The 24,495-nt window shown below is 60.6% G+C and carries 24 protein-coding genes, 1 tRNA gene and 1 riboswitch; of the genes, 16 read left to right on the forward strand and 9 right to left on the reverse strand.

Annotated elements, in window-relative coordinates:
• Nucleotides 1-29: 29 nt before the first annotated feature.
• A complete protein-coding gene (locus tag PLU72_09940; GenBank protein ID HOT28501.1) occupies nt 30-1,124 on the forward strand; it encodes a radical SAM protein in 1,095 nt (364 codons plus the stop codon).
• On the opposite strand, the gene PLU72_09945 is transcribed toward PLU72_09940, so the two are convergent.
• From PLU72_09945 to PLU72_09955, 3 genes are read right to left on the reverse strand one after another with little or no spacing between them, the layout of a single operon-like run.
• The gene (locus tag PLU72_09945) at nt 1,115-1,696 is read right to left on the reverse strand and encodes a hypothetical protein (protein HOT28502.1); all 582 of its coding nucleotides are present in this window, start codon (nt 1,694-1,696) and stop codon (nt 1,115-1,117) included. The genes PLU72_09940 and PLU72_09945 overlap by 10 nt on opposite strands.
• A complete protein-coding gene (locus PLU72_09950) occupies nt 1,696-2,067 on the reverse strand; it encodes a hypothetical protein (protein HOT28503.1) in 372 nt (123 codons plus the stop codon). The genes PLU72_09945 and PLU72_09950 overlap by 1 nt, the downstream gene beginning before the upstream one ends.
• A complete protein-coding gene (locus PLU72_09955) occupies nt 2,060-3,742 on the reverse strand; it encodes a DUF3592 domain-containing protein (GenBank protein HOT28504.1) in 1,683 nt (560 codons plus the stop codon). Before PLU72_09955 ends, PLU72_09950 begins: the two co-directional genes overlap by 8 nt.
• A 327-nt stretch (nt 3,743-4,069) precedes the next feature.
• Between PLU72_09955 and PLU72_09960 the strand changes: the two genes are divergently transcribed.
• Nucleotides 4,070-4,621 carry a hypothetical protein gene (locus PLU72_09960; GenBank protein HOT28505.1) on the forward strand — a complete coding sequence of 184 codons (552 nt, stop codon included), beginning with the start codon at nt 4,070-4,072 and terminating at the stop codon, nt 4,619-4,621.
• Nucleotides 4,622-4,859: 238 nt separating this feature from the next.
• Here the strand turns inward: PLU72_09960 and PLU72_09965 are convergent, their stop codons facing one another.
• Both PLU72_09965 and PLU72_09970 read right to left on the reverse strand, forming a co-directional pair.
• Complete coding sequence (locus PLU72_09965) at nt 4,860-6,998, reverse strand: S9 family peptidase (GenBank protein ID HOT28506.1); 2,139 nt, start codon at nt 6,996-6,998, stop codon at nt 4,860-4,862.
• A 129-nt stretch (nt 6,999-7,127) separates the two neighbouring features.
• A complete protein-coding gene (locus PLU72_09970) occupies nt 7,128-7,283 on the reverse strand; it encodes a hypothetical protein (protein ID HOT28507.1) in 156 nt (51 codons plus the stop codon).
• A gap of 68 nt (nt 7,284-7,351) precedes the next feature.
• Here PLU72_09970 and PLU72_09975 point away from each other — a divergent pair, with 68 nt between their 5' ends.
• The 4 genes from PLU72_09975 (at nt 7,352) to PLU72_09990 (ending at nt 9,971) form a co-directional block, all read left to right on the forward strand.
• Nucleotides 7,352-7,738, forward strand: a complete 387-nt coding sequence (locus PLU72_09975; protein ID HOT28508.1) for a hypothetical protein — start codon at nt 7,352-7,354, stop codon at nt 7,736-7,738.
• A gap of 145 nt (nt 7,739-7,883) precedes the next feature.
• Nucleotides 7,884-9,143 carry an acetate kinase gene (locus PLU72_09980; GenBank protein HOT28509.1) on the forward strand — a complete coding sequence of 420 codons (1,260 nt, stop codon included), beginning with the start codon at nt 7,884-7,886 and terminating at the stop codon, nt 9,141-9,143.
• 173 nt (nt 9,144-9,316) lie between these two features.
• Nucleotides 9,317-9,634, forward strand: coding sequence for a nucleotidyltransferase domain-containing protein (locus PLU72_09985; protein HOT28510.1), 318 nt, complete (start codon nt 9,317-9,319; stop codon nt 9,632-9,634).
• Nucleotides 9,627-9,971, forward strand: a complete 345-nt coding sequence (locus tag PLU72_09990; protein ID HOT28511.1) for a DUF86 domain-containing protein — start codon at nt 9,627-9,629, stop codon at nt 9,969-9,971. Before PLU72_09985 ends, PLU72_09990 begins: the two co-directional genes overlap by 8 nt.
• Nucleotides 9,972-10,033: 62 nt before the next feature.
• Here PLU72_09990 and PLU72_09995 read toward each other — a convergent pair.
• The 3 genes from PLU72_09995 to PLU72_10005 all read right to left on the reverse strand — a co-directional run bounded on the left by PLU72_09995 (nt 10,034) and on the right by PLU72_10005 (nt 11,528).
• Nucleotides 10,034-10,118, reverse strand: a tRNA-Leu gene (locus PLU72_09995).
• A 48-nt stretch (nt 10,119-10,166) separates the two neighbouring features.
• Nucleotides 10,167-10,691 (reverse strand): hypothetical protein, encoded by a 525-nt coding sequence (locus tag PLU72_10000; protein HOT28512.1) that lies wholly within the window; start codon nt 10,689-10,691, stop codon nt 10,167-10,169.
• A gap of 42 nt (nt 10,692-10,733) precedes the next feature.
• Complete coding sequence (locus PLU72_10005; protein HOT28513.1) at nt 10,734-11,528, reverse strand: hypothetical protein; 795 nt, start codon at nt 11,526-11,528, stop codon at nt 10,734-10,736.
• A gap of 435 nt (nt 11,529-11,963) precedes the next feature.
• On the opposite strand from PLU72_10005, the gene PLU72_10010 reads away from it, so the two are divergent.
• Nucleotides 11,964-12,959, forward strand: a complete 996-nt coding sequence (locus PLU72_10010) for a HEAT repeat domain-containing protein (protein HOT28514.1) — start codon at nt 11,964-11,966, stop codon at nt 12,957-12,959.
• A gap of 242 nt (nt 12,960-13,201) precedes the next feature.
• Nucleotides 13,202-14,647, forward strand: coding sequence for an asparagine--tRNA ligase (gene asnS, locus PLU72_10015; protein HOT28515.1), 1,446 nt, complete (start codon nt 13,202-13,204; stop codon nt 14,645-14,647).
• A 152-nt stretch (nt 14,648-14,799) separates the two neighbouring features.
• Here asnS and PLU72_10020 read toward each other — a convergent pair whose 3' ends face one another.
• Entirely contained in the window at nt 14,800-14,946 is a 147-nt protein-coding gene (locus tag PLU72_10020; protein HOT28516.1) for a hypothetical protein, read from the reverse strand.
• 218 nt (nt 14,947-15,164) lie between these two features.
• Between PLU72_10020 and PLU72_10025 the strand changes: the two genes are divergently transcribed.
• The 8 genes from PLU72_10025 to PLU72_10060 all read left to right on the forward strand — a co-directional run bounded on the left by PLU72_10025 (nt 15,165) and on the right by PLU72_10060 (nt 24,495).
• On the forward strand, nt 15,165-16,418 hold the full coding sequence (locus PLU72_10025) for a FecR domain-containing protein (GenBank protein ID HOT28517.1): 1,254 nt from the start codon (nt 15,165-15,167) through the stop codon (nt 16,416-16,418).
• Nucleotides 16,419-16,527: 109 nt separating this feature from the next.
• Nucleotides 16,528-16,812, forward strand: coding sequence for an HU family DNA-binding protein (locus tag PLU72_10030; GenBank protein HOT28518.1), 285 nt, complete (start codon nt 16,528-16,530; stop codon nt 16,810-16,812).
• A 93-nt stretch (nt 16,813-16,905) separates the two neighbouring features.
• Entirely contained in the window at nt 16,906-18,573 is a 1,668-nt protein-coding gene (locus PLU72_10035) for an ATPase, T2SS/T4P/T4SS family (GenBank protein ID HOT28519.1), read from the forward strand.
• Nucleotides 18,574-18,583: 10 nt separating this feature from the next.
• Nucleotides 18,584-20,017, forward strand: a complete 1,434-nt coding sequence (locus PLU72_10040; GenBank protein HOT28520.1) for a type IV pilus twitching motility protein PilT — start codon at nt 18,584-18,586, stop codon at nt 20,015-20,017.
• 232 nt (nt 20,018-20,249) lie between these two features.
• A riboswitch (Fluoride riboswitch) is annotated at nt 20,250-20,311 on the forward strand.
• 72 nt (nt 20,312-20,383) lie between these two features.
• On the forward strand, nt 20,384-21,652 hold the full coding sequence (locus PLU72_10045) for a cation:proton antiporter (GenBank protein HOT28521.1): 1,269 nt from the start codon (nt 20,384-20,386) through the stop codon (nt 21,650-21,652).
• Between the two features lie 586 nt (nt 21,653-22,238).
• The gene (locus tag PLU72_10050) at nt 22,239-22,664 is read left to right on the forward strand and encodes an EamA family transporter (GenBank protein ID HOT28522.1); all 426 of its coding nucleotides are present in this window, start codon (nt 22,239-22,241) and stop codon (nt 22,662-22,664) included.
• A gap of 76 nt (nt 22,665-22,740) precedes the next feature.
• Nucleotides 22,741-24,021, forward strand: a complete 1,281-nt coding sequence (gene eno / locus PLU72_10055; GenBank protein HOT28523.1) for a phosphopyruvate hydratase — start codon at nt 22,741-22,743, stop codon at nt 24,019-24,021.
• 3 nt (nt 24,022-24,024) lie between these two features.
• Nucleotides 24,025-24,495 carry an HAD hydrolase family protein gene (locus tag PLU72_10060; protein ID HOT28524.1) on the forward strand — a complete coding sequence of 157 codons (471 nt, stop codon included), beginning with the start codon at nt 24,025-24,027 and terminating at the stop codon, nt 24,493-24,495.

Here is a 24,495-nt window from a genome sequence, read left to right on the forward strand (position 1 = left end):
TTTACGAAAACCTCACTCCAAAAGGAAGCATGGATGATACACTCATCGGGATGATGAATCTCGCCGTGCCCAAAACAGCCGTTCTGGAGCTGACCTTCCGGTGCAATCACCAGTGCGTGTTTTGCTCCGTGCCGTGGGACAACCCGGCCGGGGAATACGCCCGCGAAGCCGAGATGACGGCCGCGGACTGGATCTCCTGCATCGATGCGCTCGCCGCCCGCGGGGTGACGGGGATCGCGCTTTCCGGCGGGGAGCCGTTTCTGAAGGACGGCTGCGATGAGATTCTCGACCATCTGCGCGGAGCCCGCGCCCGGTATCCGGTGTTCGATGCGGCAGGAAAGCTCGTCGGCACCGAAGAAAAGCCCTTCTACGTGACCCTCATCACGAACGGCCGGCTGGTCACGCCCGAACGAGCCGCGGCCGTGCGCGACGTGGTGAAGGCGGTCGTGGTGAGCCTGCCCGGGCTCTCCACCTATGCCGAGCATACCGGCGGCGGCGACCCGGAACGGGCGCTCGCGGCCCTGCGGGCGTTCGATGCCGCCGGGGTTCCGACCGTCGTCAGCGTCTGCGTCACGACACGCAACCTGCCGGAACTGTTCGAGACGATCGCGACGGGCTTTCTGAACGGCGGCCGTCAGCTGCTGCTGAACCGGTTTCTGCCGGGCGGCCGGGGAACCGGCCGGAACGATCTCTGCCTGAACAGGGCCCAGCTGACGGAGATGCTGCAGACCGCCGAACATGCCTGCCGTGAGGCGAACACCTACGGCTCGATCGGCACCGAACTGCCGAAATGCGTCATCGAGGCCGAATACCGGATGCTCACGATCGGAACCCGCTGTTCGGGCGGCGTGGATTTCTTCGCGATCGACCCGGCGGGCCGCGTGCGGCCGTGCAACCACTCGCCGGTCCATCTCGGCACCTGGCGCGACCTTTCCGCCGCCATCGCCACGCCCTACTGGCAGCGGTTCAAGACGAAACGATATTTGCCCGAATCCTGCCGCGGGTGCGGCGAGGCGCTTGACTGCGACGCCGGCTGCCGCGAGGCCGCGCACATCGCGGGCGGCTCGCTCGACTCACCCGACCCGCTGCTGATCGAAGCGGGCGTGAGGAATCGTCACTCCTGACCGTCGCCGACGCACCCGGCCGCATGCATATATAACGTGCGAAATGCTTCACGCATGTTGCCTCCGTGAGCCCGGAACACCTGCACCGGATCGATCCCGTCGCAGGCGTTTCCCGAGAGGCGGGCGACGAAGTCGCCGAACAAGGTCTCGCACGCCGGACACGCGCGCAGCGTGGGCAGCAGTCCCGTTCCATGCGACGTAACGACGATGGCCCCGGCTCGGCGGGTACGCCATCGGAAAAAGAGCCACTGGAGCATCGACAGTTGTTCGGCCCCGTCGAGCAAGACAGCGTCGGTTCCGGTCACTTCGCCGGCCAGGCCATCCAAGAGGGTTTTCCAATCGGCCTGGCGGCGGTTCAGCCTGATGAATCGCGGTCGCAGGCCCATCCGGCAAAGATACGGGGCGAGGTCTTCGAGGAGGGTGGTCTTGCCGACCCCTTCGGGCCCGACGAGCGCTCCGCGCCGGCCGTGTGCGTGAAACCGCGCAAACAGGTCGTCCCACTCGGCGGCCGGCATTTCATATCGCAGGGATTCGATGCGGTCCGAGCGGAAGGGATTCTCGCGGGCGAGCATCAGGACGTTGTTCCGAGCAGGATTTCCCGGCGATCGGGTGCCAGAACGAACTCGGCCCGCTCTCCGACCGTTTCCTCGTCCGCCACCAGTTCGACGGCCCACGTCACCGAGATCAGTTTCCCGGAAAAGCTGTAGGGTCCGTCTGGCAGGTGAAACGCGAACGCTTCTTCCCCGTCGGGTGACGGATGGGCGACAATCCGTCGCTCGACCACACCGACGTCGCGGGTGCCGCGGCCCCGGGTGTACCAGAACAGCCGGATTTCGAGCTTCCCGGGAACGGTCGCCAGATTCCAGGCAGCCCGGCCTCGCAGCTGTTCGCCTGGTTTCAGGCCCGTTCCTGGTATTTCAAGATGAATGGTCGGCTCAGGCATCGCCGGAATTCTCCTGCTCTGCGGGCAGCGGCAGAATCGTCAGTTCGAACCGCTCGCCGAGGTCTGGCCAGCGGGGGATCTCACCGGTCACGACCAGTTCCCAGACGATCTTGTTGTTCGGGGCGTCGAAGGAGTGCATCGAGTTGCGGGGAATGGCGAAAACGGCTTTTCCCGACGAGAACTCGCGCGGGTCCTCCGATTCGAACACGATCTGCCGGAAGAAGACTTCCGTGTCCGTCACCGTGGAGGTGCCTCGTCGGTAGGTCGCAGCTTCGGATGCTTCGATGCCGAGAAGAAACTTTCGAATGCGCCCGGCCCGGCCGTGCAGACGCCATTTCAGCCTGATCTCGCCGCCCAGCGGAACGGCCGACGCCCCCACGGCGATCTCGATGCGCGGGTTGAAATACGCCAGCGCCGTGTAGATGACATATCCCGCCATGCCGAGACCGACCAGGAAAAACGGCGTCATGAAGACCGCCATGAACCACTCCGGCCGGCCTTTTTGAAAGCTCTGGAGAATCTCGGAGGCGGGAATCGTCAGGATGCCGTTCCAGAGCAGGCAGATGCCGATGCTGACGGCGACGCGAAGCCCCGGGCCGATTTTGGAATGCAGTATGACAGGCCCGCCGGCCGGGTGGATTGCGGTTCTGCCTCGGGGAAGGCAGGCCGAAGCGGCCGGGGCCTCGCCCCGATAGAGGAGCAGGCCGGCGGAGCCGACCATGAAAAACAAGAGGGGAATCAGCCCGGGCAGCAGGTTTCCCGACGCTTCGCGGGTCAGCACGGCTTCGCGCGGCTGATCCGGATTAATCAGACAGGTCGTCCGATGCCCCGCGGGATGCTTGTTCACGATGGCCTGCTTCGACAGGTATCCGCCGCTCGATCCCTGAAAGAAGTCGTATCTGTTCGACTTGTATGGGCGGCCGTTCCATTCGTAAGAATATAGAATGTTCACGCTGTAGGTGTCGCCGTCGTCACCCGAATGCGTCCGAACCTGGCTCTGCAAGACGGTGCAGGGAACGCGCTTCCAGGAGGCGCTTCGATGGATGTTTATAGCCGGCACCACGAAAAGCGACCAGCCGATTCCCATGCCGACCAGGGCGAACACCCCGAACAACAGCCGAACGGCCCACGGCGGGAGCGTCCGGGACGAGGTTGACGAGATTGGTGCCGTCTCTTTCCCGTCGTCGGTCCGGCCGCCCCGCATGACGCCGAGCCCGATCGCCACGAAGATCAGCGGGAACAGCGCAATCAGGATCGTCCAGGGCGAGCCGTGCCGGAGCACCGCCTGCGCGGGATCGCCGGGATCGACGCGGCAGAAGGCGGCGTTTCCTGCGGGAAAGGCGTCCAACAGCTCCTGGGCGTCCGCGTAGTCGTCTTCGATCACCTCCGTCGGGGCGACCCTGTCGGAGATGTAGGGTTTGCCGCCGAACTCGTAGGAATACCGGATGCGGGGCCGGAACGAGAAGCCGCCCTGGTGGTCGGAGGCTTCCTCGATCCGGCCGTCGATGATCGTGCAGGGCGTTTTCTCCCAGAATCGCGTGCGGTTTTCCTGGATCCACGTCCAGGTGAGGACCCCGCAGGCCGCCAGACCGAGCGCGCAAAACACGAAACCGAACAACGCCTGGAAGCAGGAAACGCCGCGGCGACGGCCCGGCCCCGGATTCGTTCGCTGCATCGGCGTCTCCTCTTCCGTTCGCATGTTTCATCATCTTCATATCACAAACAGGGCAAAGAGAGAATGGCCCCTCCTCGGCTCATATGTCAGGCGACAGACATCTCGATTCGACTATGTTGTATACAGACAGATATAATACAGCCGTTCGCCCTGAGCCTCTCGAAGGGCGGAGCGTTCGTGCTTCGACAGGCTCAGCACGGACGGTGTCAGAGATGCCATCCGTGTCATCTGCGGATTGGCTCCAAAACGAAATCGTGATAGAATCGGGCCTGCGATGTCGGAGCGGTCGAAGAGTTCCGGCGAAACATCGTTCACAAGGAGCGTGTCATGAAGCGTTTTGCATTCGTTCTGATGGCTGTTCTGGCCGCCGCGACGGCGTTTGCCGCCGAGATGGTCGACAACCCGGCGTACGGCATCTGGTCGAAGTTCAAGGTCGGGGCCGAGCTGAAATACAAGCAGGTGTCGGAAGTGTCGAACATGAAGACCGAGAGCGAGATCACCTACAGGCTTCTCGAAGTGACCCCCGAAAAGGTCGTCGTGGAGATGGGCGGCGTCACCGTCGTCGCCGGCAACAAGATGGAGATGCCAGCGACGAAGATGGATTACCCGGCCAAAATCGAGAACACGCGGGTTGATCCGAAGCTGGCCGAGATGGTCAAGGCCGACGCGAAGACCACCGAGGAGCAGGTCACGGTCCCGGCCGGCAGCTTCACGTGTAAGGTCGTCGAGTCGACGGTGAACCAGCAGGGCGCGGAAGTGGCGACGAAGATCTGGGCTTCCGACGAGGTGCCCGGCAGTCTCGTGAAGATGGTCACCACCATGACCGTCCCGATGAAGAGCGTCACGACGATGGAGCTGGTCGAGAAGAAGCTGCCCTGATACGAATTCTGAAACCGATGAAAAACCCCTTCCGGGTCTCCGGGAGGGGTTTTTCCGTGGAGCTGACGGAAATCTCTTCTTCTTCTTCTTGATTTCTGCATGACGAAAGCCAGTTTTGCGTTCCCGTTCGTGCTGAGCCTGTCGAAGCACGAGTGGCTCTCGCCCTTCGACAAGCTCAGGGCGAATGGGCGAATTTGATTCGGCGGGACTCAATAAGCTGTTTCCCGTGACGATCGCTTCAAGGTCGGGCTTTTCCCTGTTTCGGGGCCGGCGGTTTTTCCATTCCCGGTTTCAGCCAGCGGTCGAACCAGTCGAGGATCTGGCGCAGGCGGTGGATGCGGAGATCGGCGGGGCCTGTGCGGCTCATGCCGTGGCTGGTCGAGGACGGGTAGCGCACCAGGCGGCTCGGGACGCCGCGCAGCTGGAGGGCGGTGAAGAGCTGCTCCGCCTGCTCGATGCTGCAGCGCAGGTCTCCCTCGCTGTGGATGAAGAGCGTCGGGGTTTCGATCGCGCCGGCGTATTTCAGCGGACTCTGGTTCCACAGCTCTTCCGGGCGATCCCAGGCGTTGCCGGGCCAGTAGGAGTCGGGAACGGTTGGGTAGTCGCTGGTGCCGGCCATGCTGACGAGGTTGCTGACGCAGCGGTCCGAGACGGCGGCGGCGAACGCGTCGGTGTGGCCGATGATCCAGTTCGTCATGTAGCCGCCGTAGCTGCCGCCCAGCACGCCCATGCGCTTCGTGTCGACGTAGACGCGCCTGCGCATCCAGTCGATGACGGCCTGCAGATCCTGCCAGTCGGCGTTTCCCCAGTCGCCGCAGATCCGGTCGGCGAACGCCTCGCCGTAGCCCTTGCTGCCTCGGGGGTTGCTGAAGACGACGACGTAGCCGGCGGCTGCGAGCGCCTGGAATTCGTGGAAGAACCGGCCGCCATACTGGGCGTGCGGGCCGCCGTGGATCTCGAGCAGAGCCGGGTATTTCCTTCCGCTCTCGAAACCGACCGGCTTCATGACCCAGAGCTGGACGGGGGTCCCGTCGGCGGACTCGACCCAGTGCGTCTCGGGCTTCGACAGAAGGGCTCCCGAGAGGAGGTCGTGGTTGAAGCGGGTCAGGGGGCGCGCGGAAAGAGCCCCGTCGGCGGAGTGTATTCCTATTGCTATATCATCAAGATCGAGCGGACTGCCGCGCCGCATGGCGATTTTGGTCCCGTCGGCCGAAAAGCCGCCGAACGAAGCCTGGTCGGGGCCGTCGGTGAGCCATTCCAGCTCCCCGCCGCCGATCGGCACGCGGGCGAGCCGCCGCGTTCCCTCGACGCCGGCCTCGAACCAGATCGACCGTGAGTCGGGCGTCCAGTGGAACACCGGCATGAAATCGGCTTCGCGCGTGTCGCTCAGGACCGCCGACTCGAGACACACGTCGGCGCCCTCGGTCACGCAACGCTGGGCGCCGGTGCGGGGATCGACGACGAACAGGTGCTGGTTCACCGCGCGCCAGACTTCCTGCCGGCCCATCGTGCCCGAAAAGGCGATCAGGGTGCCGTCCGGCGACCAGGCGACGCCGTTGCGCATTCCGTCGGTCTGGCCGGGAAGGGGCCTGGCGCGGCCGCTCTTCGCGTCGACGATGACCAGTCGGGTTTTCCAGGGTTTCGTGAACGCGTCGGGGTCCTGGTTGGCGACGACGACCAGCTCGCGGCCGTCGGGCGACCAGTCGAAACTGCCGATGCCGAGCGGCGCCCGGTCGAACAGTTTCCGGTGCGTGCCGTTCGCGGCGTCGACGATGAAGAGAAAATAGCGTGAAGTATTGAAATACCCGTCCCCGTCGAGGCGGTACCAGAGATTATCCAGCGTGCGGGGCGGTGTGCTGAGCCCCCTCGTTTCCCGGTCCTTGCGGGCCTTCTCGGTCCAGTCGGGGTCCTGCTCGCGGAACGAGACGGCGATGCTGCGTCCGTCGGGCGACCATCGGAACTCGCCGATCGAGCCTTCGGGGAAGTTCGTGAGCTGGAGGGCTTCGCCGCCCAGTCGCGGGATCATCCAGATCTGCTGGAGGGACTTGTCGCGGCCGCTGAGGAAGGCGATGTGGCGGCCGTCGGGAGAGAACCTGCCGTGGCCGTCCTTGCCGCCGGTCGTGAACTGGCGCGGCGCGGAGCGACCGTCTGTGGCGACCGTCCAGAGGTTCGCGACGGTCTTGTTCTCGTCGTCGACGTGGCGTCTCGTGAAGAGAATCGTGTCGCCCTCTGGGGCGATGCGGCAATCTTCGACCAGGACGAACCGCGCCAAGTCCTCCGGGGTCAGCGGCTTTCCAGCGGCGGCCTTTCCGGATGCGATTTTGCTCCCTCGCGCATTCTTTCGGCCCCCGGAAACGGTTGTTTTTCTGACGGGCATGGTTCGTCCCCTTTCGGTTGTCTTCGACAAGGGTAACCCACGCCCCGGTATCCCACAAGACCGTGAATTGCGGCTGGAAAGCTTCGGAGCGCATCCGCAGATGAAGGGCGAATGAAGAACAGAAGGTTTTCAGAATTCCATCTGCGTCACCTGCGGATCGGATTTCGTGATGGTCCAGAGGTGCGTCTTCACCACGGCATGGGCCGGGATGGTCGAAAAACCGGCACCCGGGTTGGTGAAAATCCGGCGAACGGCTGGGTTCCCGGGTGAACGAAAGCTGTACAAGCCTGTTCCCCGGTGGCAAGGGTATTGCGTGGGGAGGACAGACGCTGATATTCAAAGAGGAGAAACGAATGAAACGGTTTGTGCTGGTTCTTCTTGCGGTCGTCCTGTTTTCGCCGGTCATGTGCGCGTGGGCCATCGATGCGCAGAAGCTCGAGAAAGACATGTGGAGCTTCGCCGCCATCACCGCGTATCTCGACGTCGTCATGCATCCCGGCGTGCCGCACCACACCCCGGGGACCATGGCCCGGATCGGTGAGAAGCTCGACGAGCTCGATGCCGTGAAGAAAAGTATATATAATGCTATTCAGTCAGCCGGCTCGATGGCCGAGCTCGACCAGGCGCGGGGCGTCGTCGACGGTTTCAAAAAGATGCACGGCTTCGAAAAGGATGTGGGCCATTTCGTCGGCCGCTGGGTCGAGGAGCGTGCGAAGTTCCTCGAAACGCAGGGCGGCTGAAGCCGTTCTGCCTGCGAATCCCTCCGAAGCCGCACCGCTTCGGGGGGATTCGCGCTTTTTCTTGACCTGAAGACGAGCATGGCATATCGTGACGGTGAGTCGCGGCGATTGGAAAGAGAAGGCCGCGCGGGGAGATGCCAGGGGAATGACGAAGACGGACCTCGAAGCGCAGTTGATCCTCGTTCTCAACTGCGGCAGCAGTTCACTCAAATACGAAGTTTTCCGCATGCCTCACCGGGAAAGCCTCGGTCGGGGCCTCGTCGAGCGCATCGGCGAAGAAGCCGGCCGGATCGAACAGAGCACGCCCGGAGGCACGTTCGAACACGAACAGCCGATTCCCGACCACCGGGCCGCCATCGCGCTCGTGGCGCAGCACTTGGTGGATGAGCACCACGGGATTCTCGACGACATCCGGGAAATTGCCGGCATCGGTCACCGGGTCGTTCACGGCGGCGAGAAATACGCCTCGTCCGTCGTCATCACGGACGACGTCATCGAGACGATCGAGAAGTGCGCCGAGCTCGCTCCACTGCACAACCCGCCGAACCTGACCGGTATCCGTGCCGCGAAGGAGCTTCTGCCCGACGTGCCGCAGGTTGCGGTGTTCGACACGGCGTTCCATCAGACGATGCCGCCGCACGCCTACCTGTATGCGATTCCGCGGGAGCTGTATGACGAGCATCGCATTCGGCGATACGGGTTCCACGGCACCAGCCATCGGTACGTGTCGGCCCGCGCCATCGGCCTGATGAAGCGCTCGCCCGAGAACACGAACGTGATTTCCGCCCACCTCGGAAACGGCGCTTCGATCACCGCGATCGAAAACGGCAAATCCATCGACACCTCGATGGGGTTCACCCCGCTCGAGGGCCTGATCATGGGAACCCGCAGCGGCGACATCGATCCAGCCATCCTGTTCTACCTCCACGATCGCGGCTACAGTGCGAAGCAGATGAACACGATGCTGAACAAGAAGAGCGGCCTGCTCGGCCTATCCGGCCTTTCGAACGATCTGCGGGACCTCGAAAAGGCCGCCGAAACCGGTCACCCGGCCGCCATCCAGGCGCTGGAAGCCTACGCGCACCGGGTCAGGCACTACGTCGGCGCCTACATGGCGACGCTGGTCAAAGTCGACCTGTTCGTCTTCACCGGCGGCATCGGCCAGAACGGCTGGAGGATGCGCGAACGAATCTGCCACCGCCTCGAGAACATCGGCATCTTCATGGACTACGAACTGAACCGCACCATGGGCTCCCGCGAGGGCATCATCTCGCACCCGTACTCGCCGACGACCGTCATGGTCGTACCGACCAACGAGGAGCTGCAGATCGCCCTCGACGTCTGCGACCTGGTCTTCCCGCCGACCCAGGAATACAAGCGCCGCTCGACCGACGTGAACGTCTGACGACTGCGGCCCGAGCGCAGAACCGCCGCTTCCAGATGGAAGCGGCGGTTCTGCGCTCGGGCCGGAAGTCGGGGTCGAACCTGCCTTTGCTCGGACGTATTTGATTGTAAACGATGTGCTATTATGAAAAACCTGGCCTTGTCGTTCTCGATAGCATCTGAGATAATGCTTGCATGAAGAAGCTAAACCCCGAACTTTCCTCCCGGCTGGCAACACTGAAAAATCGTTACCTTGCCGAGGGGTTCGTCATCCTTGGCGTCTTCGGGTCGGTGGCCCGTGGTGATGAAACCCCGGAAAGCGACATCGACCTGCTCTATCAGGTCGAAGCTCTCTTCCTGAAGCAGTATGGCGGATTTGCGTCACTGAGCAGGCTTGACAAGATAAAACACGAATTGATGGCGGAATTGGGCCGGCAGGTCGATCTCGCCTCTGCCAACACCTCGAACCGGGTGCTCAAAGAAGAGATCGAGCGAGACTTGATCTATGTCTGACAGGAGCGATGTCGCTCGTCTTCGCTTCGTTCTTGCGAAGATAGACGACCTGCAAGAATATCAGGCACGCTTTCCCTCCGTGGAGGCGCTCTTTCACGATTCCATGGCATGTGATGCCGTTCTCATGTGCCTTCTTCAGATTGGAGAGACGATTCAGAAGGTCGAAAACAAGCTATGGTCTGCCCAGCTTCCCGTTCACGGCGCGTATGTCGTTCGAAATATCATCGCTCACGATTACGAGGGAGTAGATCTTTCGATCATCGAAAAGATTATCTCCGAAGACATTCCGTCGCTACGCATGGTCGTCGTGACGCTGCTTTCCGAAATAACATCCTGAATGCAAAAACCCCAACGGTTCAAAGCCGTCGGGGCTTTCTAGAGAGGCTCGAGCCTCATCGGTGCCGGAAGTCGGGGTCGAACCGACACGCCTTTAGGGGGCGCGGGATTTTGAGTCCCGTGCGTCTGCCAATTCCGCCATTCCGGCAACGCTCACAGAATAGCACGGGACGAGCGTTTCTGGCAAATCGAAAAATCAGATGCCGAAGCGGAGAAGGAATTGTTTGACGGAAGCCAGGGTGTTTTCCCACCAGGTGGGTTGGCGCTCGGAAATTTCGCGCTTCAATTCGGCGATGTCGCTCAGCACCTGTCTGCGTATCGATCGATATGTATCTTCGGCTACATGGGAAGCGTTGTTCGCGCAGAACCAGTTCATGGCGTCGTCGTCGATCTTCTTGACGATCGAGTCCATCCTGGCGAAACGTTCGGATTTCAGAAGCTGTTCCTGGGAAAAGGAATGCGATGTGAAGATACACCCTGTGACGAGCCGCGTTTGCTCGCGGAGGATCTCGATTTCCTTGGTCACCTTCTTGAATTTTCCTTCAAACCGACTTCGCTGAAACCTCGCGTCATCTTCGGAGCCGTTGGCGACCGGGGGTTCTTCCGGCGCCTGGTCCGGCGGTTTCTGCAATCCGAGCGTTTCGACGGGGTAGCCGCAATTGGGGCAGATATCGGCAAGGGATGAAATCCTGCCGGAACATTCGGGGCAGTCAACGAGCATGTATTTCCTCCCTTCATCCCCGCCGGTGCCGCCATTGAGCGGTCACCGGGCAGGGTTCTCCTTTTTCCCCTGGCCCCACGTGGCGTACACCTTTTTCCACCCGTATTTGTCGAGCTTTCCTTCGAGCTTCCGGACATCGGAAAACGCTTTCTGAAGCCGGGTGACGAAGAACGGATTCGCGGGACGGGCGTAGCGGTTGACGATGAGGTCCCGGTAATAGTCCATGACGGCCATCGCCGCCGCGTTTTCCAGGCGGAGAAACTCGATGACCAGGGCGTATTCCGGGTTCTGTGCGATCAGCTGAAGCGAGGAAAGGGCGTATAAGAGTTCCTTGCGCTCCGCATCGCATCGGGCAACCTTGTCCAGATCATCGGCGGTCCAGTAATGAGTGTAGTCCAGCGCCTGGAAGGTCCGATAGATCTCCTTGTTCCGCTCGATGACGCGCCTGACGATCGTTTCGGGATCGACGGCTGCGCTCGCGCTCGAGGCAAGCGCAGTCGAAGGAGTTACGGCAGGAAGAAGGAACGCCGTTCCGGTTCCGGGAGCCAGGTCTTCGTCGTCGGTTGCGTTCTCCGGGGAGTTTTCAAACACCAGCCGGGGATCGATGGATCCGGCATCCGAGGCGTTGGCCCGGATTTCATCTTCCGCCGACGAGCCGGACGCAAGGCGGGCCGCCGTTGAGGCGGGAGCGGACGCGTCAGTTGAAGCGACCGTTCCGGAAGCCGTAACGCCGCTCTCCTTGGCTCGATCGAGCTTGAAATGCCGGAGAAGAGGTTCTTTCCAGATCACGCCCCCGGCGAGTGTCGACAGGAGCAGCACGCTCAGAAAGAGTTTCACCGGTTTTCTGCAGATTCCGAGCCTCGTTCCATTCGCCGGAAAACCGCAATGAACGCATCTCGCTGCATGCGACGAAATTTCCTTGCCGCATTCACAGCATTGGATCAGACTCATTTGGTTGTTCCTCTGTGAAGATCCGTATTGGGTGTGCCAACAGCTTGCCGACGCTGGTATGACCGAACCGAGCATTCCGGAACATGCGGTGCGTTCCCCCAACGGCGGAATCGGACATGCCTCTCGTTATTCCGTTTGGATTACCCTGAGGTTTTTTCCTCTTGAAGCGATTATAGCATGGTCGATATGTCCGGTCACGAAGTTTTACGGAACGCTTCACGCGATCTGCCGAAATCTCGATCCCTGCCTTTGCGGCGGCTGTCCGGCGGGAATGGAATGACATTTGAAATCCGCGCACGTCTGGGGTACAGTAGCGCGATCATGGATATCAAAAAGATTGCCTTCGATCTCAAAACGGGAACGCCCGAGTCGATCACGGCGCTCCTCAAGGAGCTCTTCGAGTCCCAGACCGACTGTTCGAGCAAGATCCTGTTTGAGGTGCTGTACGACCTGAAATTCCACCGGGATTTGGGAGTCGTTTTCTGGGCCAAGAAGCTCCTGAACAAGGTCGATGTGACGTATTCGTTCAAAGGCGTCGATCCGGCGACCGTATCGCAGAATGCCGTCGTTCCGCCGCCCGAGGAACCGCCCCCGCCCCCGAGCCGCGAGGAGATTCTCGCGAAAATCGCTTCGGAGCCGGGCGCGGTCACGGTCGAGGAGCTGAAGATCGTCTGCGAGAACCCCGATGAGAGCATCAGGGAACCCCTGCTGGCGCTTCTCGAGTCGAAACCGGACGAGTCGGTCCTCTCGTTCCTCACCAAGCATCTCGGGCAGAGTTTCCCCGACGATGAGATGCTCATCCGGGTGGCCCCGTATCTGCGGCATGAAGACTCGCGCGTGGTCGCCAACACGATCGAGGGAATCCAGGCCATCAAGAGCCAGAAGACCTTCGTGATGCTGACCCAGTTGCTCAACCATGCCGACAACCGCGTTCGGTCGAACGCCGCCATCGCCATCGGAGAGTATGACCGGGACGAAGCCATGGGCGTCGTCGAACGCATGCTCCGGCTCGAAGGAAAGGCGCACATGCAGGCTTCGGCATGCCACGCCGTGCGGGCGCTGAACGAGACGCGGCTGTTTCCGGTGCTGATCGAGCTTTTCGCCGATCCATTCCTGTTTAGAGAGGCCCTGGGCGTTTTCGAGGGATTGCCGGGCGCGGATTCCGTCCATGCTCTCGAATCGGCACTCGAACAGACCGCCGACGAGGAGCGGAGACAGGAAATCTCAGCCTCGATCGGCCGGATCAGAGAGGCGATGGAAAACGCTCTCAAGCCGCCTCCCCGGAAGACGCGCTTTGCCCCCTGGGTGAAGGTCTGACAATCGCCTTTCATGGTGAGAACCAATCAGCAGATAACGCTGATGAAGCAAATGTCGCAGATGAAATCCTGAAAACGATCATGGTTCAACGGCGTCTCTCCGTGATCCAGTTGTCGTGAAAGCCGGCGCGCTTCCTCTGATCCTGTGACGGGACTTGATGACGGAAGGGGATTCGGGGTATAACCTGCTTTCGCAGGCCTGCCGCGAAGCCGCAGGATCATTCGCATGGAGGTGCGTCGTCAATGCAGCCGACTATCGCCCAGATACTCAAGATGTCCCCGTCTTCCGCCCCCGTCGTCGTCAACGGATGGGTCCGGACGAAGCGCACCAGCAAGAACGTCGCCTTCATCGCCGTCAATGACGGCTCGACGATCCGGAATCTCCAGGCCGTCGCCGACCTCGAGGGCGGCTCGATTACCGAGGCCATGCTGACCGACGTCACGACGGGCGCGGCCGTGCGCATCACCGGCAACCTCGTTGCCTCGCAGGGCAGCGGCCAGGCGGTCGAGCTGAAAGCTGAGAAGGTCGAGGTGCTCGGCGCCGCCGATCCCGAGAAATACCCGCTTCAGCCGAAGAAACACTCGCTCGAGTTCCTGCGCGAGATCGCCCACCTGCGATTCCGCACCAACACGTTCGGCGCGATGTTCCGCATCCGGCACGCGATGGCGTTCGCGATTCACAAGTTCTTCAACGACCGCGGCTTTTTCTACGTTCACAGCCCAATCATCACCGGGTCGGACTGCGAGGGCGCCGGCGCGATGTTCCGCGTCACGACGCTGGACCCGAAGAACCCGCCCCTGAAGGAGGACGGCAGCGTCGACTTCTCGAAGGATTTCTTCGGCAAAGCCACGAACCTGACCGTCTCGGGCCAGCTCGAAGCCGAGCTTGCCGCGATGGCGCTCGGGAAGGTCTACACGTTCGGCCCCACGTTTCGCGCCGAGAACTCGAACACCTCCCGGCACGCGGCCGAGTTTTGGATGATCGAGCCCGAGGTGGCGTTCGCCGACCTGAACGACAACATGGACCTGGCCGAGGATTTCCTGAAATATCTCGTGCGCTATGCTCTCGACAACTGCAAGGACGACCTCGAGTTCTTCGACAAGCGCCTCGCGGAAGAGGAAAAGACGAAGAAGCAAGAGGAGCGCAGCGAGATGGGGCTGCTGCAGAAGCTGCACTTCATGGTCGAGAACAAGTTCGAGCGCATCACCTACACCGAGGCGATCGAGATCCTGAAAAATTCGACCCCAAATAAAAAGAAGAAGTTCCAGTATCCCGTCGACACATGGGGCATCGACCTCCAGTCGGAGCACGAGCGGTATCTCGTCGAGAAACATTTCAAGAAACCGACGATTCTCACCGACTATCCGAAGGAGATCAAGGCGTTCTACATGCGGCTCAACGAAGACGGGAAGACGGTGCGCGCGATGGACGTGCTCGCGCCCGGCATCGGCGAGATCATCGGCGGATCGCAGCGCGAGGAGCGATACGACGTGCTCAAACGCAAGATCGAGGAGTTCAAGATTCCCGAAGAGAGCATGTGGTGGTATCTCGAGACGCGCACATACGGCACGGCTGTCCACAGCGGCTTCGGTTTGGGCTTCGACCGGTTCCTGATGTTTGTGACGGGCATGGGCAACATCCGCGACACGGCGCCCTTCCCCCGCACCACCGGCAGCGCCGAGTTCTGAGAGAGCAACAGTCTCGCCAAGGAGAATCGAAAACGAAGGATCCGCAGATGTCGCAGATCATTGTTTATAATAAATAATATAATATCTGTGGGCGGAAAAAAAGACCGGAGGTCCTGTCGGACCTCCGGTTCTGGTTACGGGTGGGGTGAGACTCAGTCGTCGTTTTCCTCGGGGATGGGGAGTTTGCGGTTGCACTTGGGGCAGTGGGTCCAGCGGTCTCCCGAGATATCGACCTCTTCCTTTTCGACTTCGAACACAGCGCCGCACGGACACTCGATCGTGATGATGTCGTTTTCCATGGCACGCCTCCTCTCACGGTGATTTGAAATGTCCCTCTCACCTCAAACGTAGCGCAAAACAGTCGTATTGTCCATTCAAAACATCCCTCGAGTGCCGGGACGAAGTTCGGACCCGCGAGGTTTGTCGGAACGGTTTGAACGGCTTCCCCCTTCATGGATGATGAGGAGGAGGTGTATACTGCCCGGGACGGTAGCATCTGTCCTTGGAGGATAGTTTGATGAAGCGTGGCGCATGGTTCCGGCTGTATTTCCCTCTTTGCTTTCTGCTGGCGGGTCTGATCGCCTGTTCGGCCTCCGTGGCGTTTTGTGCGGGGGCGGATGAGACGATGACGTTTCAGTTGCTGCGCGGCCGGGCGGCGCTTTCCCGGAACGGCGGCAGCACCTGGCTCGATCTCGGGCCCGAGCCGATCGCCGTCCGGTTCCAGGACATGCTTCGTTCGGAAGGGGAGGCGCGGGCCGAGTTGTCGTATTCCGACGGGAGCCTGCTGCGCATCAGGGGAAACACGCGGGTCACCCTTTTGAAAACAGGCGTTCAGCTCCAGGTTGGCGAGTGCTGGTTCGCCCTGAAAAAACAACCGGGCACCTTCCAGGTGACGACGCCGACGACGCTCTGCGGCGTTCTCGGCACCACGTTCGACGTGGCCGTCGACCGGTTCGGCCGGACGCGGGTGCGGACGTTCGAGGGCATCGTCTCGGTGAGGGCGCACGGCGACGCGCGCAACCGGCAGCTCGTCCTCCAGCGCGGCATGATGGCGATCGTGAACGACCGCGAGCAAACAGGAGAAGCGGTGAAGCGGTTCGATCCGGCCGGCGAAGATGCCCGCATGCAGAGCGAATGGAAGAGCATCGTCCCGATGAAGATCGGTCCGGGGCGGGCGGAACTGCCCCGCGGCCTGCCTCCGATGAAACCTTCGACGGCAGAGGGCTGGAAGCCGGTATACCGGCAGGAACCCGCGGAAACGGCCGTTCCTGCGCAGCCGGAGGAACGGACCGAAGAGGCGTGGCAGGAAACGAGCTCGGCGCGGGCCAGCGCCGAGTTTTTCCGGAAGATGCGGGATCGGCGGCTGCATCTCGATGAACGCAGGGAAGACGGCGGCGCGGCCCGGGACGGATTGCCGCCGGAAACGGCTTCGGTGGGAGCGGAAATCGACGCTGCCGCGCTTTCCGAGAGCATCGGGGCCAGGTTCGGCCAAGCCCGGTCCGGGGCGCTCGGCGCGACCGGGCAGCCGGCCCTGCGCGAGGAGTATCTCCGGAATCGGAGCCAGCTCGTGATGGTCCAGCAGGAAATCACGCGACTGCTTTCCGAAATCGAAACGTTGAAAAGCCGCTTGAATGCCGGCGGTTCCGAGAGCCTGACGGCCGACCAGATCAGGGAACGGCTGAGCGGGCTGACGGAGAGCCTGAAAAACAGCCGAGAGCGGCAGTCCATGCTCTTCCAGCGGCTTGAGAACGTTCGAAACCGGCTCCGCTAAGGGTACAGGGGGAAAAATATTTTCGAAGGGGGCTTGACAGGCCGGTTTTGAATAAGTAGGCTTGTTGCATCAGTTCTCAACCCCAATTTTTACCAGGAGGATCCACCAAGTGAAGAAGATCGAACTCGTGCGGGAAATCGCCAAGAACACCAACCTGTCCCAGACCCAGGCCACCCAGGCCCTCGACGCCACCCTCGACATCATCAAGACCGCCATGCGGAAGCACGAAGAAGTCCGCCTCGTCGGCTTCGGCTCGTTCAAGGTCGCGACCCGCAAGGCCCGCACCGGCATCAACCCCCAGACCAAGAAGACCATCAAGATCCCGGCCACCAACGTCGCCCGCTTCGTTCCCGGCAAGGATCTGAAAGAAACCATCAACACCAACCGCCGCTAATACGCGAAAACATGCGGCCGGCACCCGTTCGGGGTTGCCGGCCGTTTTCTTTCTGTTGCCTTGCATGCCCCGGTTCTATACAATAGTGATACCATGAGCACGCAAAAGAAACGACTTGGCGATATCCTGATCGATTGCAACCTGATCAACGGCGACCAGCTAAAGCAGGCGCTGGGGTATCAGAAAGAGAAGGGACTCAAACTCGGAGCGGCCCTCACCGAGCTCGGCATCGTGTCCGAGGACGACATCATCTGGGCGCTCGGAAACCAGCTCAACATCTCGTTCATCCACCTGAATGCCGACATCGTCGAGCCGGCCGCCGTGAAGCTGGTCCCGGCAGAGTTCGCGCGCGAGTTCCGGCTGATGCCGCTCTATCAGGCCGGAAACCAGTTCAATATCTGCATGGTGGATCCGCTCGAGTCCGAAGCCATCGAGACGCTGGCCGCGCGGCTCGGCATGCAGGTGTCGGTCTCGATCTGCACGAAGTTCGATTTCGAGCAGACCTACACCGCGATCTACGGGCCGCTCGACACCGGCGAGCGCATGACCGGCGACCTGCCGCCCCCGCCGCCGGAGTCCACCGGCGAAAAAGGCGACCGGGGCATTCCGAAAGGCCTCGAGGCGCCGGAAAAAATCATCAACTATATTCTAGGCCAGGCGATCATCAACCGCGTCGACCGCATCCATTTCGAGCCGTCGGAAAAGGGCGTCGTCATCCGATTCCGTACCTGCTCCTGCCTGACGCGCAAACTCGAGATCCCGATCAAGGTTCACCAGGAAGTCATCTCGAAGCTCAAGGTGCTTTCGCAGGTGCCCGTTCCGAGCGGCGGCGCGGCCCCGGTGATGGCCGTCGGCCATTTCCGCGTCTCGGTCTCGGGTCGGTGGGTGAACGTCCAGTCGATGTTCTACCCGACCGTGAACGGCGAGATGGTCATCCTCAAGCTGAACGACTTCAGCAACATCAACATCCAGATCGGCAAGGGCGGCAAAGCGGTGCTCGACGAGATCGTCGGGTTCGTGCATGCGAACCATGGCATCCTCTATATAACCGGGCCGCGCGAGTCGGGGCGCACCACGACGCATTACTACGTGCTGAGCAGCTTCGACGTCGAGAAGAAGAAGATCGTCACCGTCGAAGAGCCGGTGCAGGCGAACCTTCCCCAGATCACCCAGATCCAGATCGGCCAGAACGGCATCGGGACCATCAAGGAGGGCCTCGAGCTCGCCCTGCTCCTCGATCCCGACGTCGTCTACATCGACCACCCCGGAGACCAGCCGATCGTCGAGGAGCTCGGGTTTGCCGGCCTGGGCGGGAAGACGATCCTGACCTCGTTCATGGCCTACGACGCGCCGAGCAGTGTCGTGCGCTTGCTGGAAAAAGTCGCGGACCCCGTCGTCATCGCCAGCTCTCTTTGCGGCTTCCTGTCGCAGCGCCTGATCCGGACGCTGTGTCCGCAGTGTAAAAAACCGGGAACGCTTCCGCCGGACGTCGCCGAGCGGATGCACCTGCCGGCCGAGCCGACCGTCTTCGAGGCCGTGGGCTGCGAAACCTGCCACCAGACCGGATACGCGGGCCGCACGCTCGTCACCGAGTTTCTGCCGACGTCGCCGACGTTGCGGCGCATGATGATCGGTCGCCAGAGTTACCAGGAGTTCTACCAGTTCGCCCGCAAGCAGGAGATTCCGACCCTGGAAGACCGCACGCTGGCCCTCATCGCGAGCGGCGAAACGAGCGTGGACGAGTTCCTGCGCCTGTTCTGAGACGTGAACCATGAGCGATAACGACAGTTTCTTCAACAAGTTCTTCGGAAGCGGCGACGGCGCCCAGAAGCCGCCGTCGGCGCCGGGAACGCCCGCCCAGCCGCCGGCTGCCCCCGTTGCGCCGCCGTCGCCTCCCGGCGTTCCCCGCCCGCCGTCGCCGCCCGGCGCGCCCTCGGCGGCCGGCGTTCCCCGGCCCCCGGGTCTGCCTCCGTCTACCGGCATTCCGCGACCGCCCTCGTCGCCGTCGTCGCCGTCGAGCGGTATCCCGGCCTCCACCGGTATCCCGCAGGCGACCGGCATTCCTTCGCCGTCGTCCATGCCTGCCGCGCCGACGTCCCGGCCCGAAGAACAGCGGCCGAAACGCGCCGCCCAGGTGGATAGCGAGCAGTATGCCATCACCGATCTGCTTCGGCTGATCGTCGACAAGGGCGGATCCGACCTTCATCTCACGGTCGGCTCGCCGCCGATGATGCGGCTCCAGGGCAAGCTCTGGCCCACCGACCTGCCGCCGCTGTCGAGCAAGGACACGAAGCGGCTGATCTTCGAGTTCCTCAACAACGACCAGCGCGACCGCTTCGAGAAGGAACTCGAACTCGACATTTCGTATGAACTGCCGGAAGTGTCCCGCTACCGCTGCAACATCTTCAACAACCGTCTCGGCATCGGGGCCGTCTTCCGCGTCATTCCGTCGAAGATCAAGACCGTGGCGGATCTGAAGCTGCCGGCCATCCTGTCGGATCTGGCGCGCCGCAACAAGGGCCTGATCCTCGTCACGGGGCCGACCGGCTCCGGAAAATCGACGACCCTCGCGGCGATGGTCGACCAGGTCAACGACGAGCGGCAGGACCACATCCTGACGATCGAGGACCCGATCGAATTCGTCCACAAGCACAAGCAGTGCATCGTCAACCAGCGCGAGATCGGCGTGAACACCAAATCGTTCGCCGCCGCCCTGCGCTCGGCCCTCCGCGAAGACCCCGACGTCATTCTCGTCGGCGAAATGCGCGACTACGAAACGATCTCGCTCGCCGTCACGGCGGCCGAAACCGGCCACCTCGTCTTCGCCACGCTGCACACGCCGTCGGCCGCCCAGTCGGTCGACCGCGTCGTCGACGTCTTCCCCGCCCACCAGCAGGACCAGATCCGCACCCAGCTCGCCGACGCGCTTGTCGGCATCGTCGCCCAGCAGCTCATCCCGACGATCGACGGCATGAGCCGCGTTTGCGCGCTCGAGATCCTGGTCAACGTGCCCGCCGTCGCCAACCTGATCCGCGAGAACAAGACCTTCCAGCTCACCTCGATCATGCAGACCAGCAAGCAGGTCGGCATGCAGACGATGGATCAGGCCCTGACGGACCTCGTGAAGTCGCGCAAGATCGCGCCCGAAGAGGCCTACCGCCGCGCGTTCGACAAGAAAGCCTTCGAACAGTACAAGCCCCGGTGACATACGACTCGTCTCACAAGTAACACGACAATCACCCGCATACTCGATACCGTTTGTGCTGAGCTTGTCGAAGCACGAACAGCCACTTGCCGATGATTCCTCATTTCGCCCTTCGACAAGCTCAGGGCGAACGGGTGATGTTCATGCTGCATGACTCGATACTGCTTCCCGGCTTCGCTCCGGGGGTTCCCTTTTTTTCTGGAAATCACAAGACTTTTTTGATACACTTAAATCTGTTCAGGGGGATGGAGTCCCCCGATAACCGCTTTTCAAGCTGATGACTCCTGCAAACCGGCCTTGTGTGCCGCTGTGCAGGAGTTTTTTTATCCGGATTTCGAGGCAAATCATTTTGTAAAGGATTGTCCTTTGGCTTTCAGTCTTGCAAAAATTCTCATCCTCTCGATGTTGGTCGAATGGGGCGTTCGCAGGATTCGGCTTCCGGGATTCATCGGCATTCTTTGCGTCGGATTTCTTTTGGGCCCCTATTGCACCGATCAGGTAGCCCCGAATCTTTTGGCGATCAGCACGGATCTTCGGCTGATTGCGCTGGTTGTCATCCTTTTACGAGCGGGTTTTTCGATTCACCTTCAAACCCTTCGCACATTCGGCATTCGACTGCTCCTGCTTGCGATCATTCCCTCTCTTTTCGAGGCACTCACGATCGCTTCACTCGCTCATACCGTGTTTTCCTTCTCCTGGAACTCTTCGTTCACCCTGGGGTTCATTTTGCCGGCAGTTTCCCCGGCCGTCATCATTCCCTTCATGCTTCAATGCATCGAAGAGAAACGGGGGCTTGAAAAGCACATTCCTCACCTGATCCTGACTGCGGCATCGCTGGATAATATTTTGAACATTCTGATTTGCAATGTGTTCATATCCATGTATGCCCACGCGGATGCAAGTGTGGCGTATCAGTTCGTAAAAATCCCGGTCGCGCTGTTCAACGGTTTGGCGGTGGGTCTGATCGTGGGTGTGATTTTGTACAAGGCGTTTGAATCGTATAACCCGCGAGCAACCAAACGAGGCCTGGCGATTCTCGCGCTGGCGCTCCTGCTCGTGAATATCGAACGCACAACCAGCCTCGCAACGCCATTTTCCGGACTTATCGCTACCATGACCATCGGCTGCATCATTCTCACCCGCCGTGAAAAGATAGCTCATGAAATTGCCGCAAAACTGAGCAAAATCTGGATCTTTGCGGAAATTATTCTTTTCGCCGTCGTTGGCGCTGAATTTAACCCGACGGTTGCCTTGAATGCCGGTCTGGCCGGAGTCCTCATCATTTTCGCCGGAGTCCTGGCCCGGTCGCTTGGTGTGTGGGTGGCCTTGTTCGGGGGGAATTTCGATTCGGGCGAGAAAATGGCGGTAACGGCGGCCTGGCTCCCGAAAGCAAGCGTTCAAGCGGCTATTGGGGCCGCTCCCCTGGTGGCAATGAAAGCCGCCGGCCTTCCGACCGGCCCCGGGGAAACCATTCTGGCTCTTGCGACGTTGAGCATTCTTCTGACCGCCCCTATCGGAGCTATCGCCGCGAAGAAGGCAACCGACCGGTGGCTGCATCTTCCGGCGTCCCACGAGCACGAGCATCATTCCCACATGCCGACGCAACCTCATGAAAAAGGGACGGCGTCATGCTGATCTCATTGGACATGGCTGCATTCCATTCCCTGAACGGAGTTTGGACAAACCCGTTCTTTGATTTCATCATGCCGATCATTACCACGCAATCGAATTGGGTGCCGCTCCTCGTGATCCTCTGGTTTCTGCTGCTGTTTGGCTTCAGCGGCAGGTTCAGACGTCTCGCTCTCGGAATGGCTGTGGTGGTGGCTCTTGCTGATCAAGCCAGTTCGCATCTCATGAAGCCCCTGTGGGGTCGGCAACGCCCCTGTTGCGCAGCCGCGGAAAAGCGCCTGCTGGTTCCGTGTTCGCGCAGCAAATCCTTTCCCTCGTCTCATGCCGCGAACTCGGCGGCCGTGGCAGCCCTCGTTTGGCTCGAGTATGGGGTGTGCGCCGGGTTCCCGCTGGCCTGCCTTTCCCTGGTCATTTCATATTCTCGAGTATATGTCGGCGTTCATTATCCGCTCGATGTTCTCTGCGGCATGCTCCTCGGGGTTTGCATTTCGTATCTTGTCGTTTTGTTGTCCCGGCGCTGTTGTCCGATTCGAACGATCCGCGAAACGCACGATCCAGAGGGAGTCGAGGTAAAAAAAGAATGTCCGATATAATGCCGCCATGGTTTTACTGGGCGTTGGGTTCAGCCGTCTTTGCAGCCCTCACGGCAATCTGTGCTAAAATCGGAATAGACGGCATCGATTCCGACTTCGCCACGCTGTTTCGTACCGTCGTGATCCTGGGGATATTGTTCGTGTTCGTGAAATACACGGGGAAGTGGCGAGATCCTTTGTCTCTGAGCCCTCGGAACTGGTTGTTTCTCACCCTTTCAGGAGTGGCAACGGGCGCTTCGTGGGTCTGTTATTTCCGGGCGCTGCAGATGGGAGACGCTTCGAAAGTGGCGCCGGTAGACAAGTTGAGCCTTGTTCTTGTCGCGGTATTCGCCACGCTGTTTCTTGGAGAGCGCCCGACAGCCAGGGAATGGCTTGGTATTTCCCTCGTCGGCATCGGCGTTGTCATCTTGGGTCTCAAACGGTGAAGCTGCAGAAATCGAAACATGAGTGAGAGCCATGAGTATATAAGAGGGTCTATATAGTATTTCGAGGAGAAATTCTGTGAACATTCTTTCGGTTGATTCTTTTGAGGTTCTCGATTCGCGCGGCAATCCGACCGTCGAGGTGGAAATCACCCTCGCCGACGGAACCAGAGCCCGGGCCATCGTCCCTTCCGGTGCTTCGACCGGCGAAAAAGAGGCGGTGGAACTGCGCGACGGCGACAAGGCCCGGTACAGCGGAAAAGGCGTTTTAAAAGCAGTGGAAAACGTGCGAACCAAAATCGCCCCCGCCATTCTCGGGAAAGATGTCTCCCAGCAAACCGAAATCGACCGTCTGATGATCGACCTGGACGGCTCTCCCAACAAGGGAAATCTCGGTGCCAACGCGATTCTTGCCGTGTCCATGGCTGTTGCCCGGGCGGCCGCCGCTGTCCACAAGATGCCGCTTTACCGATATCTTGGCGGCGTTCAGGCCACTTTGCTTCCGGTTCCATGCATGAACGTCATCAACGGGGGAAAACACGCCGACAATAACGTCGATTTTCAGGAATTCATGATCGCCCCCCACCGGGCTTCCAGCTTCTCTGAGGCCATTCGCAAGGGCATGGAAACCTTTCACGCCCTGAAATCCATCCTCAACCAGAAGGGATACAGCACGGGCGTCGGCGACGAGGGCGGCTTTGCCCCGAACCTGAAGTCCAACGAGGAAGCCGTCGACATCATCCTGGAGGCGATCACCAAGGCCGGCTATAAACCCGGTTGGGATATTTCCATTTGTCTCGATCCCGCCGCCAGCGAAATGTGGGAGGACGGCAAATACGTGTTTTTCAAATCCGACAAATCGAAGAAAACATCCGATGAAATGGTGAAACTCTGGGCTTCCTGGGCCAAGCAATACCCGATCGTCCTTCTCGAAGACGGTATGGCCGAAAACGATTGGGACGGTTGGCGCGCGCTGACGAGTGAATTAGGCGACCGTGTCGAGCTGGTCGGGGATGATATTTTCTGCACGAATCCCCAAATTATTGCCCAAGGTATTCAGAAGAAAATCGCCAACTCCGTTCTCATCAAGTTGAACCAGATCGGAACCATCACCGAAACTCTCGATGCCATCAATCTGGCGAAACGGAATCAGTATAACTGCTTCGTTTCCCATCGCTCCGGCGAAACGGAAGACACCACGATTGCCGATTTGACCGTCGCGGTCGGGGCCGGCCACCTCAAAACCGGTTCCGGCTGTCGCAGCGAGCGCATCGCCAAATTCAATCAGCTTCTCCGCATCGAGCGTGAACTGGGTTCCGCAGCCGGCTTTGCCGGTAAAAAAACCTTCAAGAATGCTTGAGCCATGCTTCAGATCGATATCCCAGGCTACAAACGTCTGACCCTGCAGCACTTGGTTCTGGATTACAACGGAACGCTTGCTGTCGACGGGTATCTTCTTCCCGGTGTCGAGGAAGCCCTGAACGAGCTTTCTCAACATCTGGCCATCCGCATCCTGACCGCCGATACCTTCGGGTTGGCTCAAAGCCAGTTGAAAAACGTCAAGGCCGCGTTGGCCATCCTCGGGAAGGATGACCAAGCCGGGGCAAAACAGCAGATCGTGCATTCCCTTGACGCCGCTCAGGTCGTCGCCATCGGCAACGGCCAGAACGACCGGCTGATGCTGAAAGAGGCCGCTCTCGGAATTGCGGTCATGCAGGCGGAAGGGGCGGCAACGGAAACCTGCCTTGCCGCACATATTATATGTAATGATATTATATCTGCCCTGGATTTGCTTCGGCATCCGAAACGTCTGATTGCAACTTTACGAAAGTAA

This window comes from Candidatus Ozemobacteraceae bacterium, from assembly GCA_035373905.1.
Taxonomy (GTDB): domain Bacteria; phylum Muiribacteriota; class Ozemobacteria; order Ozemobacterales; family Ozemobacteraceae; genus MWAR01.

Bases quoted from the DNA above. Each gene is read 5' to 3' on its own strand.
- PLU72_09940 (HOT28501.1), top strand. From the start codon at position 30: ATGGATGATACACTCATCGGGATGATGAATCTCGCCGTGCCCAAAACA.
- PLU72_09945 (HOT28502.1), bottom strand. From the start codon at position 1,696: ATGCTCGCCCGCGAGAATCCCTTCCGCTCGGACCGCATCGAATCCCTG.
- PLU72_09950 (HOT28503.1), bottom strand. From the start codon at position 2,067: ATGCCTGAGCCGACCATTCATCTTGAAATACCAGGAACGGGCCTGAAA.
- PLU72_09955 (HOT28504.1), bottom strand. From the start codon at position 3,742: ATGCAGCGAACGAATCCGGGGCCGGGCCGTCGCCGCGGCGTTTCCTGC.
- PLU72_09960 (HOT28505.1), top strand. From the start codon at position 4,070: ATGAAGCGTTTTGCATTCGTTCTGATGGCTGTTCTGGCCGCCGCGACG.
- PLU72_09965 (HOT28506.1), bottom strand. From the start codon at position 6,998: ATGCCCGTCAGAAAAACAACCGTTTCCGGGGGCCGAAAGAATGCGCGA.
- PLU72_09975 (HOT28508.1), top strand. From the start codon at position 7,352: ATGAAACGGTTTGTGCTGGTTCTTCTTGCGGTCGTCCTGTTTTCGCCG.
- PLU72_09980 (HOT28509.1), top strand. From the start codon at position 7,884: ATGACGAAGACGGACCTCGAAGCGCAGTTGATCCTCGTTCTCAACTGC.
- PLU72_09985 (HOT28510.1), top strand. From the start codon at position 9,317: ATGAAGAAGCTAAACCCCGAACTTTCCTCCCGGCTGGCAACACTGAAA.
- PLU72_09990 (HOT28511.1), top strand. From the start codon at position 9,627: ATGTCTGACAGGAGCGATGTCGCTCGTCTTCGCTTCGTTCTTGCGAAG.
- PLU72_10000 (HOT28512.1), bottom strand. From the start codon at position 10,691: ATGCTCGTTGACTGCCCCGAATGTTCCGGCAGGATTTCATCCCTTGCC.
- PLU72_10010 (HOT28514.1), top strand. From the start codon at position 11,964: ATGGATATCAAAAAGATTGCCTTCGATCTCAAAACGGGAACGCCCGAG.
- asnS (HOT28515.1), top strand. From the start codon at position 13,202: ATGCAGCCGACTATCGCCCAGATACTCAAGATGTCCCCGTCTTCCGCC.
- PLU72_10020 (HOT28516.1), bottom strand. From the start codon at position 14,946: ATGGAAAACGACATCATCACGATCGAGTGTCCGTGCGGCGCTGTGTTC.
- PLU72_10025 (HOT28517.1), top strand. From the start codon at position 15,165: ATGAAGCGTGGCGCATGGTTCCGGCTGTATTTCCCTCTTTGCTTTCTG.
- PLU72_10035 (HOT28519.1), top strand. From the start codon at position 16,906: ATGAGCACGCAAAAGAAACGACTTGGCGATATCCTGATCGATTGCAAC.
- PLU72_10040 (HOT28520.1), top strand. From the start codon at position 18,584: ATGAGCGATAACGACAGTTTCTTCAACAAGTTCTTCGGAAGCGGCGAC.
- PLU72_10050 (HOT28522.1), top strand. From the start codon at position 22,239: ATGCCGCCATGGTTTTACTGGGCGTTGGGTTCAGCCGTCTTTGCAGCC.
- PLU72_10060 (HOT28524.1), top strand. From the start codon at position 24,025: ATGCTTCAGATCGATATCCCAGGCTACAAACGTCTGACCCTGCAGCAC.